12 protein-coding genes and 1 riboswitch are annotated in these 12,756 nt (G+C 64.0%); of the genes, 4 read left to right on the forward strand and 8 right to left on the reverse strand.

The genetic code is table 11. From position 1 onward, the window contains the following. Nucleotide 1: 1 nt before the first annotated feature. From M2339_RS12790 to M2339_RS12810, 5 genes are all read right to left on the reverse strand, one after another. Nucleotides 2-949 carry a hypothetical protein gene (locus M2339_RS12790; protein ID WP_264586352.1) on the reverse strand — a complete coding sequence of 316 codons (948 nt, stop codon included), beginning with the start codon at nt 947-949 and terminating at the stop codon, nt 2-4. 34 nt (nt 950-983) lie between these two features. Next, nucleotides 984-1,517, reverse strand: coding sequence for a hypothetical protein (locus M2339_RS12795; RefSeq protein ID WP_264586351.1), 534 nt, complete (start codon nt 1,515-1,517; stop codon nt 984-986). A 58-nt stretch (nt 1,518-1,575) separates the two neighbouring features. Further along, the gene (locus tag M2339_RS12800; RefSeq protein WP_264588568.1) at nt 1,576-2,103 is read right to left on the reverse strand and encodes a DUF4402 domain-containing protein; all 528 of its coding nucleotides are present in this window, start codon (nt 2,101-2,103) and stop codon (nt 1,576-1,578) included. Between the two features lie 265 nt (nt 2,104-2,368). Next, nucleotides 2,369-2,445, reverse strand: a riboswitch (cyclic di-GMP riboswitch). Nucleotides 2,446-2,985: 540 nt separating this feature from the next. Continuing rightward, nucleotides 2,986-4,047, reverse strand: coding sequence for an FAD-dependent monooxygenase (locus M2339_RS12805; RefSeq protein ID WP_264606380.1), 1,062 nt, complete (start codon nt 4,045-4,047; stop codon nt 2,986-2,988). Between the two features lie 20 nt (nt 4,048-4,067). Next, a complete protein-coding gene (locus M2339_RS12810) occupies nt 4,068-4,268 on the reverse strand; it encodes a hypothetical protein (protein ID WP_181561543.1) in 201 nt (66 codons plus the stop codon). A 293-nt stretch (nt 4,269-4,561) separates the two neighbouring features. Here M2339_RS12810 and glpD point away from each other — a divergent pair, with 293 nt between their 5' ends. The 4 genes from glpD (at nt 4,562) to M2339_RS12830 (ending at nt 9,390) form a co-directional block, all read left to right on the forward strand. Then, the gene (glpD, locus tag M2339_RS12815; protein ID WP_264586349.1) at nt 4,562-6,079 is read left to right on the forward strand and encodes a glycerol-3-phosphate dehydrogenase; all 1,518 of its coding nucleotides are present in this window, start codon (nt 4,562-4,564) and stop codon (nt 6,077-6,079) included. A 27-nt stretch (nt 6,080-6,106) separates the two neighbouring features. Beyond that, nucleotides 6,107-6,943 carry an MIP/aquaporin family protein gene (locus M2339_RS12820; RefSeq protein ID WP_264586348.1) on the forward strand — a complete coding sequence of 279 codons (837 nt, stop codon included), beginning with the start codon at nt 6,107-6,109 and terminating at the stop codon, nt 6,941-6,943. Nucleotides 6,944-6,982: 39 nt separating this feature from the next. Then, on the forward strand, nt 6,983-8,470 hold the full coding sequence (glpK, locus tag M2339_RS12825; protein ID WP_264586347.1) for a glycerol kinase GlpK: 1,488 nt from the start codon (nt 6,983-6,985) through the stop codon (nt 8,468-8,470). Between the two features lie 131 nt (nt 8,471-8,601). Next, on the forward strand, nt 8,602-9,390 hold the full coding sequence (locus M2339_RS12830) for a DeoR/GlpR family DNA-binding transcription regulator (protein WP_181560822.1): 789 nt from the start codon (nt 8,602-8,604) through the stop codon (nt 9,388-9,390). A gap of 70 nt (nt 9,391-9,460) precedes the next feature. Here the strand turns inward: M2339_RS12830 and M2339_RS12835 are convergent, their stop codons facing one another. Genes M2339_RS12835 through M2339_RS12845 form a run of 3 tightly spaced genes read right to left on the reverse strand, consistent with a single transcriptional unit; the run spans nt 9,461 to nt 12,709 of the window. Then, a complete protein-coding gene (locus M2339_RS12835; RefSeq protein WP_264606381.1) occupies nt 9,461-10,798 on the reverse strand; it encodes a hypothetical protein in 1,338 nt (445 codons plus the stop codon). 38 nt (nt 10,799-10,836) lie between these two features. Beyond that, on the reverse strand, nt 10,837-11,748 hold the full coding sequence (locus M2339_RS12840) for a LysR family transcriptional regulator (protein ID WP_264571458.1): 912 nt from the start codon (nt 11,746-11,748) through the stop codon (nt 10,837-10,839). A gap of 34 nt (nt 11,749-11,782) precedes the next feature. Next, nucleotides 11,783-12,709, reverse strand: coding sequence for a hypothetical protein (locus M2339_RS12845; RefSeq protein ID WP_264606382.1), 927 nt, complete (start codon nt 12,707-12,709; stop codon nt 11,783-11,785). Nucleotides 12,710-12,756 lie beyond the last annotated feature (47 nt).

Here is a 12,756-nt window from a genome sequence, read left to right on the forward strand (position 1 = left end):
GCTACGGCAAGGAGATCTGGCTCTGCGCAAGTATCTTCCCCGGAGCTGTGTCTTGGTCGGTGAACACGACGCTGATTTGCTCGCCTCGCTGCGGATGAGAGCGCAGAGCGATCTTCACCTGTCGCCGCTCTATCTCAGGATAGACACCGATCCCGCGCACGACACCTAAGGGTTCGTCCTCACGGCGCGCCTTCGCCTTCCGGATTTCGATATCGCCGAAAAGGGAGTTCGGCCCACGCCTCACAAGATCAAAAGTGACGACCGGCGTAGGGCTGTTCAGCTCAGACCCCGGCCCAGGGCTCTCCATCGTGAACCGTGTGTTTTCGATCGCGGCCTCAACCTGGGGCGTGCCGATGCGCACGATCACAGGGATGGAAATCCCAAGAACAGATGCGATGCGGAACGAAACAGCACCGGGCTCAGCATTCGCAGCCTGATCGGCGGTTAGGCCCGTGTCAGGTGGCGGCACCGCCGTCACCGTCAGATGCGTGCGATATTCGCCGGCGGGCCAGTCGCCGGTGCCACCTGCACGAAGACGGATTGTCTGCCCCGTCCCCGGCTTGAGCAGCACGCGTCTGGGCGTCACCAGCATCATGGAACGCGCGGATTGAAGCTTGGCACTGAGGTCTCTCACCTCCGGCGCGCCGTCTGCTTCATCCGTCGGGCGGATCTGGCCGGTGGGCAACATGACCCGGTCGACAAAGCTGATGTCATATACCCCGGCGGCGGTGCCCTGGTTGAAGAGGAATATGCTCGCCGTCCGCCCCAGCCTATCAAAGGTGATCCGCTTTGGATTGATGTTGAGGCTGGCGCTCCCGCCGGCCTGCTCTGTCGTCGCAGGCTGGGCAGAAGAGGAAGTGCAAAAAGCGGATGGGAAGGCGCCAGCGACCAACGCGATAGCGATAGCGATGCTCTTGCGTTGGTTCGCAGATCGCGTGAGACGCTTCACGACGCCTGGGAGAGTCATCACCGGCGTCTCTCGCTCATTCATATTGCGCCAGGACCAGCAAAGGCCCGCCGTCGGGCCCGTAGCTGTCGCGCAGCGCTTTCAAAAGAAATGGAGGAACAGACAGAAGGCCATCGCCGCTCAGCCGGCCCATGAGGACATCCTCGAATCCCGAGGGACCGGCTTCAAAGGACGGGAAATTATCATCGCTCAGCGTCGCAATCGGTGCCCTAAGCGAACCCCCTGCGCCTGGCTGGACGAATGCTTGCGAGACCAGGAGAGAAAACGTCTGGTTGCTGCCCCCGGCGATTTGAATAGGAGCGGCCATGGAAAGCCCGGCGTTTTGGTCGCTCTCGTTTGACTGCGGCCCTGGCGACAAGATCATGACCCGGAGGCTCGACTGAAGAACCAGCACCGGCTGCAGGACAATGTCCTTCGCCGATTGCGTAATCGAAGCCGGCTCCACGATCGAAACCTGGCCTTTCGCGGTCGCTTCCGCTGCGTTCACCTGTGAGGCTGCAAGCGCCGCGCAAAGGCACAGCGCTCCCAGCGCAGGAGCGGTCGCCAGCAACAGGCGCGCTCCCATCCGGATGGATGATGAGACCGTCACGAGACGCTCCTGTCACAGGTCAGTTGTAGGCGACGGTCGCCGTGAAGGTGCCCGAGTAATTGCCAGAGGCCTGCGTATTGGGCAGGGAGAAGCTACCGCCGACGCCGAAGGTCGCGGTGCCAGCCGTGCCGATGGAGCTGGACAATGTGCCTGTTGCGGCACTCGGCGTCAGCGTGACGGTGATCGTGCCGCCGGGCGTACCGGTCATGGAGAAGCTGGCGGGCACCGAAATCGAGAAGGTCTGCCCCCCTTCACCCGAGACCGTATAGGCTGCGCGTGACGTCGTGCCGCCAGCGGCAACGGCATCGCCGGAACCAGACAGGCTGCGATTGCCCGTCGAGGCATCGACAGTGACCGTGTTGGTCCCTGCTACCGAGGGTTTCACGATAGTGCCGAACGCAAGGTCGCTGGTTTTTGCGATCGAGATCGGCTGAACGATCCGGGCTGTACCCGTGGTCGACACAGATGCTGAGGATTGAGCGTAGCTTGCCGCCGGGATGGAACCCAGAAGCGCAATTGTCGCGATAGACTTCAAGTTCACGAACATGACGATGTCTTTCTTTTACTTGATATGCACATGAATTTAATCGGAAAATATCAGACCCCACCCGCCTTGGAGGCCCTCGGGCGGCAGCGTTTCGCGGGTCTTGGGATTACAAGCGGGTGCATCTGGCGAGCCAGTCGCAAGCAACTGGATCACGTGATGATCGGTAAGGGTGCTTGCTGACCGTCGCCAAAGACGGGCCGTTGCCCGATGAGGGCGGAAAGGATCTGGAAGGCGCGAGGACGACAGGTCCACAATAGTTCTCCGTTTCGGTAACCCCGCTATCCCTGTGAGGGACCGGAGGCTTTGCGTCCCATCGTCGCCGATGGTTTGCCGTTTCGACCGAGAATCTCGGGCGCTATTAGGTAAATTTTGATTTAACTATTATACGCTACACAGTCAACGCCTATGTGGTGAACGACCAGATGGAGAATTGTGCGACTACTCCCATGTTGAACCGCCGATCGAGCAGCCCGATTAGGAGAGCGTTTGTTTTCAATGAAATAAACGCGAGGTTTGGATCATCAGAGCCTAAGCAACACGCCAAGAACTTCGCGGACTGAAGCGAACCGACGATGCGGTTAGCTCGCGCCAAACCGAATTCCATGAGGATGTATTTCGTTGCCGTCGCTATGATCCCGACGAATTACACATCCGGGCTAAATGCCAAGGCCCGCCTCGCGAAAAGCGCCGCTTGGGCTCCTCTCCCCTCGCTTCGCTTGTCAGGGCGTGGAGCGCGCGACGCGGCCAAGCGTCGGCCGTCATCGAAGCGCTTCTGCGGTGGGGCGCTGCCTCAGGATGTCGGCGCAATGCCGGAGAGCAACGAAAGGCAGGCTTGAAAAGGTCTTCGTGCTACCGACCCACCGCTATGTCAGAGCAACCGCCTCAACCGGCAGAGCGCACGAAGTTCTGGCTGATCTGCTGGCCGGACCGGGCCAGTCTGCGCACCTCGGGCAGCCGAGACGCTTCATATCGCATGAGCGCGGCATTCGGGTCGGTCCGCAAGGCCGCCGGGTCGAGGCAGCGCGCGAGGGTGAGAGCATCTTGCGCGGCGGTTGCAAAGCCATTGCCCGTCATCGGCGTGCAGACATGGGCAGCGTCGCCAACCAGACACATGCGGCCGGCGACGAGCCGATCGGGATAATATTCCACGACCGGTGTGCCGAGCACCGCTTTGCGGGCGATGCATTCCAGGATCGCGTCGCGCCAAGGCGATGGCCAGTGCCGGCGCGCCAAGGCGGCCAGCTCGTCGAACAGCGCATCCGGCATGTCATTGGGGCGCAGCGAATGCCGCACCAGCGGGCCCTCGACCGCCCCTGTGCTGCGGAGGATTGCGTTATGTCCGGCGTCGTACCAGCCCCAGCCGACCCGGCGGTGGCCCCGCTCCGGACTGCCATCGGCGGCTGTCAGCGGAAAGCCGAGAAGCACATAGGGCCCGGATTCGAGAAACTCCAGATTGGGCGGATAGCGGACAGACAACGCCGACTCTTCGGCAAAGCCGACCCAGGCCAGATACTCCGCGAAGACGGCATCCGGGCGCTCCGGACTGACCTGCCGCCGCACGACGCTCTGATAGCCGTCCGCGCCGACCAGCACCTTGCCGTCGAACCGCCGACCATCGGCGGTCCTTGCCCAGGCCCGATCCTCCGCCTCTCCCGTCGCTTCCACACAGGCGTTCTGCAGGACCACAATGCCCGCCCCGTCCGCCGCTGCGCGCAGACCGCGATAGACCGATTGCCATGCCTGGACGCCCGTCGCGAGCGCGCCCGTAGCGTGAGGACGCCCAGTCAACTGCTCGAGCAAGCCATAGCCGACCTGCAGCGCGGCCCCGGTGCGGTCGGTATCGGTCGAGCGCTCCAGGAGCGTGATCGAGAAGCCATGCCGCGACAGTGCGAGGCCGGTCATGAGGCCGGCAAGCGAGCCGCCGACGATCAGAATGTCGCTCATCCGCTCCGGGCTTGCCGACATCAGCTTTTCGGCGTCACCCAGACCTCGACGGGGGCGACGAACTTGCCGGGCGCCGGTTTGCCGACCTGCACGCGATCGATCGTCACCAGCTCGCCGCTTTCCAGATTAAAACTGGCCCAGGGCTTGGGCATGCGACCGAAGGTCATTTTCTGAACGGGTTGGCCGGTGGCCGAATTCATGATGGTTGCGATGACACTCATGGCCCAGCCGATAGCCATCACGGCGTGCCTCGGTCCAGCGATATTGATGGCCTGCCGACGCCGCGCGGGTACATCCGACGGGTTCGTTTGAAATTTCGCTTTTCCGGTGCGCGGATAGGTCCCGTATCTCGCGCCGACCCCGTCGTCCGGCCAAGCTAACGGGAAACTCGCTAGCCAATATAGTCTTGCGAGTGAAATTCGCTCGCGCCGGGGGCCGACCATCTGCCCATTTCAAAATACGAAATATACGAAAGTAATTGACTTTCGTTGTCAGGCCCTGCGAAGGTCGCTCCATGGATATTGCGTATGATGTTCTGGTCGTTGGGGGAGGTATAAACGGCGCTGCGATTGCGCGCGATGCGGCGGGTCGTGGCGCGCGTGTCATGCTCGTCGAGCAGGACGATCTCGCCGCGCACACCTCCTCCGCCAGCACCAAGCTCATTCATGGCGGGCTGCGCTATCTCGAGCAATATGAGTTCCGGCTGGTCGCCAAGGCCCTGGCGGAGCGGGAACGGCTCATGCGTGCGGCGCCGCATCTCATCCGCCCGCTCGAGTTCGTTTTGCCCCATGATCGCGGCATGCGCCCCATGTGGATGATGCGCATCGGCCTGTTCCTTTATGATCGGCTGGGCGGGCGCAGCAGCCTGCCCCACTCGCGGGCGATCAGGCTGGCCGGGGATGGCTATGGCAGCGCCATTCAATCTCGATTTGGCCGCGGCTATGTCTATGCCGATTGCTGGGGCGACGACAGCCGCCTCGTCGTCGCCAACGCGCAGTGTGCCGCCGAGCATGGCGCGACGATCCTCACCCACACAAAATGCCTCGCCGCACAAAGGGATCAGCATGGCTGGCGCGTGTCCTTGCAGGGCACTGACGGCACGCCGTTCGTCGCAACGGCGCATGTGCTCGTCAATGCCACCGGCTCCTGGGCCGCTGACTTCCTGCCCGAGCGGGCCGGCGTTGCGGGCGCGGGCACATTGCGGCTGATCAAGGGCAGCCACATCGTCACCCGCAAGCTGTATGAGGGCGACCACGCCTATATCCTGCAGAATCCGGACAAGCGCATCGTCTTTGCCATTCCCTATGAAAACGACTTCACGCTGATCGGCACGACGGATGTGGAGTGGCAGGGAGCGCCGGACGTCGTGAAGATCGATGCGGCGGAAACGGATTATCTCTGCGACTCCGTCAACCGCTGGTTCACCACGCAGATCACGCCGCAGGATGTGATGTGGAGTTTTGCCGGCGTGCGCCCGCTCTATGACGACGCGACGACCAACGCGTCCGAGATCAGTCGCGACTACGTCCTCTCGCTGGATCATGCCGGGGGCGCGGCGCCGGTGATGAGCGTTTTTGGCGGCAAGATCACCACGCACCGCGCGCTGGCCGAAGAGGTGATGGACAAGCTCGCCCGGCACCTCCCGAGCCTGCGACCGGCCTGGACGGCCACCGCTCCGCTGCCCGGCGGCGACCTGAGCGCGCGAGGGCTGGACGGCCTCATTGCCGACCTGCGGAAGAAGGTCGGTTTTCTGAGCGAAACCACCATCCGCCGCCTGGCGGAGAGCTATGGCGCGCGCATCTTCAAGCTGCTCGCGGACGTGAAGACGGCGGAGGACCTCGGCCAGCATTTCGGCGCCGGGCTCACGCAAGTCGAAGTGGATTATCTTATCGCACATGAATGGGCACGCTCGGTCGACGATATTGTCTGGCGTCGATCGAAACTTGGCCTGCATATGCGCAAGGAAGAGGTGGTGGCGCTGGAAGCCTATCTCGCGGATCATGCGAGGTTGGACGTCAACGCCGTCGGATAAATGACAACGATAAACGTGGAGGGGCCCATGTCACCGGGGAAGGCATTTATTGGAGAACTGATCTCCGAATGCATTGCAGTGTTCATCATCATCACCATCGGCTGTTCTGCCGCCGCGATGTATTTTCTCTATGATCCAAGCCCTTACAGCACAGCCTATTTCGGGGTGTGCATCACCTGGGGCCTTGCCGTCACCATCGCCATCTATGTGACGGGCGCAGTCTCCGGCACGCACGCCAACCCGGCAGTCACGCTTGCGCTCATGATCTATCGGGGCTTCCCCGGGCGCAAGGTCGTGCCATTCTGGCTGGCGCAGATCTTCGGCGCATTTCTGGGTGCCGCGGTGGTCTATATGATGTTCTCACCGGTGATCGACGCGTTCAACGCCACCCAGGGCGTGGAGCGGGCGGCCGGTGGCGGCGCCGGTGTGTTCTTCACCGCACCAGGCGCGCACATCACCCCCATCCGGGCATTCTTCAACGAGATCGTGCTGACCGGCTTCCTGCTGCTCGGCATCTTCGCGATCACCGAGGAATATAACACGCAGGCGCCCGAGGCCAATTCGAGCGCGCTCATCATCGGCCTGCTGGTTGCCATGATCGGCGGCGGCGCGGGATATCTGGAAGGGTGGCCGATCAACCCCGCGCGCGACCTTGGCCCCCGCATTTTTGGCTATCTGGCGGGCTGGGGCGAATCCGCCTTCCCCGGGCCGGGCAATTACTGGTGGGTGCCCATCGCCGGCCCGTTCTGCGGCGGCGTGCTGGGCGCCAGCGTCTATCATTGGCTGATCCGGCCGTTCCTGCCCGCACGCCACAAGCGCGCCCTGCAGGAGACGATCCCCGCCGAGGCAGACGCGGCCAACTGACAATCGCGCCGCGCAGCCGGCGACCACAGGAGAGCAATCATGGCCCAGCCACCTTATATTCTCGCGATCGACCAGGGCACGACCTCGACGCGGTGCATCCTGTTCGATGCCGCCGCCAATCCGGTCGCCACGACGCAGCGCGAATTCAAGCAGCATTATCCCAATCTCGGCTGGGTGGAGCATGATCCGGAGGACATCTGGACCGACACCGTCGCCATGATGCAGGATGTGGTGGCCAAGGCCGACGTCGATGTCGCGGATGTCGCCGCGATCGGCATCACCAACCAGCGGGAGACCGTCGTGGTGTGGGACCGGGCGACCGGCAAGCCAATTCACAACGCGATCGTCTGGCAGGACCGACGGACCGCCGATGAATGCGCGCGGTTGAAGGACAGCGGCGCCGAAGAGATGGTCACAGCGAAGACCGGACTGCTGATCGACCCCTATTTCTCGGCGACCAAGGCCGCGTGGATATTGGACAATGTCGCGGGCGCCCGCGCTGCCGCCGAGCGCGGCGAGCTGGCCTTCGGTACGATCGACAGCTTCCTGCTCTGGCGGCTGACGGGCGGCGCGGTCCACGCAACCGACCCGACCAATGCAGGCCGCACCCTGCTGTTCAACATCATGGACCAGGCCTGGGACAAGGAGTTGCTCAGCCTCTTCCGCGTGCCCGCCGCGATGCTGCCGGAGGTTCGGGACAATAGCTGCATCTTCGGCCAGTGCGATGCCGACATTCTCGGCAAGGCCATCCCGGTCGCGGGGATGATCGGCGATCAGCAGTCCGCGCTCTTCGGTCAGGGCTGCTTCCGCACCGGCATGGCGAAATCAACCTATGGCACAGGCTGCTTCGCGCTCATGAACATCGGCACGGAGCCCGTGCTCTCGAAAACGCGCATGCTCACCACCCCGGCCTATCGCTTGGCCGGAACGACGACCTATGCGCTCGAAGGCTCGATCTTCGTCGCCGGCGCGGCGGTCAAATGGCTGCGCGATGGGCTCAAGATCATCACCCATGCCTCGGAAACCGACGGCATGGCCACCCGCGTGCCGGACAGTCATGGCGTCTATATGGTGCCTGCCTTTGTCGGCCTGGGCGCGCCATATTGGGATCCGCACGCGCGGGGGCTGATCTGCGGCCTCACGCTGGATGCGACGGACGCGCACCTGGCCCGCGCCGCGCTGGAATCCGTCGCCTATCAGACCATGGACCTGATCGACGCCATGAAGGCCGATGTCGGCGAAGGCGAAACCGCCTTGCGCGTCGATGGCGGCATGGCGGTCAATGACTGGCTCTGCCAGTTCCTCTCCGACGTGCTGGTCGCGCCGGTCGAGCGGCCCGCCATTGTCGAGACGACGGCACTGGGCGCGGCATTCATGGCCGGGCTGGCGACCGGCGTCTGGAGCGGTCTGGATGACCTCGACCGGATCTGGACCCGCGAGCGGCGCTTCGAGCCGAAGATGCCGGAAGCGACCCGATCGGCCGCGGTCGATGGTTGGCGAAAGGCGGTCGAACGCGCCATTTCCTGAGCCGCGCTTTCGCACCGCTGCTCCATGCCACGAAGGGCCGGCTGCGCAGCCATCACGGTCCCCCCAAGGATGCCGCGCGCCCGGCTACAAGGACGCTTGCAACTCAAGGATCGAGGCGTCAGAACGCCGGCATGACGAGCGCATCCAACACCCGCCACCGCCAGATTCTGGATCTGGCGCGCCGCAACGGCAAGGTGACGGTGGAGGATCTCGTCGGCCGCATGAATGTGACGCCCCAAACCATTCGCAAGGATCTCAACGATCTGTGCGAGCGCGGTTATCTGTCGCGCGTGCATGGCGGCGCCATTCTCGGCTCGGGCGTCGAGAACCTGGAATATGAGGCCCGCCGCCGCCTGTCCGTGGCCGAGAAAAAGGCAATCGGCAAGGAGGCTGCGGCCCGCATTCCCGATGGCGCCTCCCTGTTCATCAATATCGGCACCACGACCGAGGAAGTCGCGCGGGCGCTCGCCGGCCGCAGCAATCTGATGGTCCTCACCAACAATCTGAACGTGGTCGATATCCTCTGCCGTAACAGCGCGATCGACCTGATCGTCGTCGGCGGGCGGGTACGTCATGCCGATCGGGCCGCGGTCGGCCCCACTGCGGTCGATTTCATTCGGAACTTCAAGGTCGATTTCGCGGTCATCGGCGCGTCCGCCATCGATGAGGATGGCTCGTTGCTGGATTTCGACCTGAACGAGGTGCAGGTCTCACACGCCATCGTCGAAAACTCGCGCTCCGTGATTCTCGTCGCGGACAGCAGCAAGCTTACCCGCAGCGCCCCGGTCCGCATCGGCCACATCAGCGCCGTCGACATATTGGTGACCGACTATCTCGACAGCCCGGAACTCGCCGCAGTCTGCGCCGAGCATAATGTCGAGGTCGTCAACGCAATGCCCGAAAGCGCCACGACGGAATAAGATCCGAAGCGCGCGCGAGGTTCATGGGGTTGACTCCCCTCCTCTTCCGAGGAGAGGCTCAAGATCCCGCCTAACCCCTCACTGCCCGCGCGACGGCCGCTTCGACCACGGCGCGATGGGCTTCCACAACCGGTTCGAGCAGCGCGGCATCGACCTTGTCGATCGTATCGTCCTCAACATGGCACCAGCGATGGATGCCCAAGCCGGCGAAGGCGTTCACATAGCCCCGGTCGATGATCGAAGACAGCTCACCCGCGCCACCGACGACTTCGATCGGCCGCTCATAACCCGCAAGCCCGCGAAACGCCTCAGTGGTCTCTGCCATCAAGCCCGGCGACGTCATCAGGACGCGCTGCGGATCGGCGCAGGAGAGAAGCTGGTGATTGCGGCTCAGCACCTCATAGGCATCGCGGGTGGCGAGCCCGGCGCCCAGATGGGTCCAGATCTGTGTCTGGGCGGCTGGCGGCCCCTCGGAGAGAGAGTGGTGCGTGCCGGCGAAATCGAGCTCATGCCCGCCCGCGTTGATGGCGAAGAGCGAATGGTCCGGGCAGCGGATCGCGGCCCAGCGACACAGCTCCAGAAAGGCGGCAGTCCCGGGCGCCCGCTCGCCGACGCTGACGCCCCAGCCCGAGCGGGGCGTGGAGAAAGCCAGCCACTTGGGGCCCGCCTCGCGTCGCGCGATGATATTGCTGCTGTGGCCGGTCGCGCTTTTCCCGGTGAGAATGAGGGTCAGGGGCCGGCGTGCGGCAACCGCTTCGGCGACGATCGGCAGATCGCGCGGCGCCATGAGCGCGATGGGCACGTCCGCGATGGGCTTCAGCCGGGTGTTGAGCGCCACGATGCTGCCGGTCGGCCCGGTCGTCACGATGACGATCGCGGCCGGCTTATTGGGGATGACTCGATCCAGCATCGGCTTGACCTCGCCCGAGAAAATCGCCGCGTGGCGACCATAAGGCAGGACGACGATGGCGATCTTCCCGGCGACGCCCTGCGCCTCGAACGCATCGCGGACCAGAACGGCCGGTGCGGTAATGCCCTTCGCCGGCGTGGGGACGACGACCGGCTGCGCGGTCACCGCGACCCGCTTGTCCCCGGCGCGCAACTCCGTCACCGCCGGCTCGAATGTGGGAATGGGGAACTTGACCTCATCGACCTTGAAGCCGGCCGTCGCGAGGCGCTTGCCGATCCACGCCGCAGTGGCAAGATCGCCCGCAGAGCCCGAGACCTTGCTCCCGAACGAGGCGTAGGTCTCCATGTCTTCGCGCAGCTGCTTTTGCAGCGGAGACACGAAGGGCGCGGCGCCGGCGGGTGCCGGATCGGATGCAGCCGAGGCCGGCGCTCCGCCAGCCCAGACGGCAACGCCCGCCAGCCCGACAGAAGCCTGAAGCATATCACGCCTGCTCTGCATCGATGTGTTCCTTCTATGGGTCGCCCGCAGGCGCTGGTTCAGTTGGCCGGGTCCGCCCGGTCCCAGGGCGCCACGGGCTGGGTGAAGGCGAGGAGATCTTCGATCAGCGCCTGCACCAGCGGCAGGCTCATTTTGACATTGGGAACCAGCGCTTTGAGCCAGAGAGATTTGACTGGAAAGTCCGGCAGCAGTTGCACCAGCCGGCCAGCGCGCACGGCCTCGCGCGAGACGAACTCGCTCAGCATGACGATCCCCGCGCCCCTCAGAGCGGCATCGCGCAGGACGATGGCGGTGTTGACCGCAAAGCGCGAACTGACATCGACCGCCAGATCGCCTGACTCGCTTTCGAAGACCCAGGTCCCCCCGATCGACTGCGAGTTGAGGCAATCATGCTCGACCAGCTCGCGCGGATGCTTGGGGTGCCCCCGCCGGGCCAGATAGGACGGCGCGGCGCAGATCACCATCGGATGCTCGCACAGGGGAACATCCATCACCCCGGCATAAGAAGCGGCCATGGCGCCGATCGCCAGATCGAAGCCCTCCTCGATGGGGTTCACGGACCGATCGACCAGCATGAGATCGATGCTGACGCCGACATGGCTCTGCACGAAATCCGCGAAGAAGCGCCCGAAATAGCTGCTGGCCACCGTGGTCGGGCACTTGATCCGCAGGTGCCCGTCCAGCGCCTGGCGGGATCGACGCGCGCCGGCGACGACATCGTCGGTCTGGCGCACCAGCGCGCGGACGCGCGGCAATTGGCGCTCGCCAAAGGCCGTCAGCTCGGCCTTGCGCGGCGTCCTGACGAACAGCACCGCGCCCAGTTCATCCTCCAGCCGCCCGATCCGCTTGGACATGACCGACGGCGCGATATTGAGCTTGCGCGCGGCAGCAGCGAGACTGCCGCATTCAACCACGGCCAGAAAGGCGCGCATGTTGAGCAGCGTATCCATCAGGGCGCGCTCACGAATGGCCGCCCGCGCGTCATCATTTGAAAGTCACCCGCGCCACCGCAATCCCCTTCTCGCCGGAGACGGCATAATAGAGATAGATGCGGCCGTCGTCGTTGAGAACGCCGGGATCGCGCAAGGCATGCTCCGCGCCCGTCGCCATGCCCCCGCGCGAGGAGACCAAAGGCAGATTGGCGCCTTCATAGGCCTTTTCCGGGCGCATCACTTCTGTTGGCGTCGAAGCCGTCCACTCCGACCAATCCGGCCGCAGATCGACGCTGGCATGGAGGATGCGCTCGGGCGAATCCCCTACATTGGTGTAGAAGACATGCAGCGTATCGCCGATGCGCGTCACGCCGGCATGACGCATCTCATCTAGAATGCGCGGGCCGGCTTCGAACGGCGGCAGGAGCGATGCCGACCGGAAGAACTGGCCACTGCGCAGCCAGACGGGATAGGCGCTCGCCTTGTCGGCCATGCCCAATCCGTAGCTGTTGCCCTTGTAGCTGAACACGCGAATATAGGGCGCCCCGAACGCGCCGGACGCTGCGGTGAAGCTCAATCCATCGGGTGACGTCGCAGCAAAGCTGCGCTGGACATAGGGCCGGCCGCCATAGTCGCCACCAGGCATCTCGGTGGCGCCATGATAATAGAGCACGATCCGCTTATTCTCTTCATCCACGACGGCATCGGGAGACGAGATGTGGTGCAGCGCCGAGGTCTGCTCCAGCCGCAATGTGCCATCCTTATAGACGGTCCAGGGGCCTTCGGGCCGATCGGCATAAGCCAGGCGGATGTAGCCGCCGCGATGATGGCCGAAATACATATAATATTTGCCGAGCGGATTCTTGATCCAGCTCGGCACCCGGATCACCGACGGGCCGTTGATATTGTTGCCTAGATCGCCTTCCAGCCCCGGCATGTCCGGATAGATGACGGGGCCTGAGCCAATGCGCTCAGCCACCACGGCCGAGACTTTGACACTCTCGGTCGAGCGCGATGTCGGCGCCT

It is taken from the genome of Sphingobium sp. B2D3C, assembly GCF_025961835.1.
In the GTDB taxonomy this organism is placed as follows: Bacteria; Pseudomonadota; Alphaproteobacteria; order Sphingomonadales; family Sphingomonadaceae; genus Sphingobium.

Bases quoted from the DNA above. Each gene is read 5' to 3' on its own strand.
- M2339_RS12800 (WP_264588568.1), bottom strand. From the start codon at position 2,103: ATGTTCGTGAACTTGAAGTCTATCGCGACAATTGCGCTTCTGGGTTCC.
- M2339_RS12805 (WP_264606380.1), bottom strand. From the start codon at position 4,047: ATGAGCGACATTCTGATCGTCGGCGGCTCGCTTGCCGGCCTCATGACC.
- M2339_RS12810 (WP_181561543.1), bottom strand. From the start codon at position 4,268: ATGAGTGTCATCGCAACCATCATGAATTCGGCCACCGGCCAACCCGTT.
- glpD (WP_264586349.1), top strand. From the start codon at position 4,562: ATGGATATTGCGTATGATGTTCTGGTCGTTGGGGGAGGTATAAACGGC.
- M2339_RS12820 (WP_264586348.1), top strand. From the start codon at position 6,107: ATGTCACCGGGGAAGGCATTTATTGGAGAACTGATCTCCGAATGCATT.
- glpK (WP_264586347.1), top strand. From the start codon at position 6,983: ATGGCCCAGCCACCTTATATTCTCGCGATCGACCAGGGCACGACCTCG.
- M2339_RS12830 (WP_181560822.1), top strand. From the start codon at position 8,602: ATGACGAGCGCATCCAACACCCGCCACCGCCAGATTCTGGATCTGGCG.
- M2339_RS12835 (WP_264606381.1), bottom strand. From the start codon at position 10,798: ATGCAGAGCAGGCGTGATATGCTTCAGGCTTCTGTCGGGCTGGCGGGC.
- M2339_RS12840 (WP_264571458.1), bottom strand. From the start codon at position 11,748: ATGGATACGCTGCTCAACATGCGCGCCTTTCTGGCCGTGGTTGAATGC.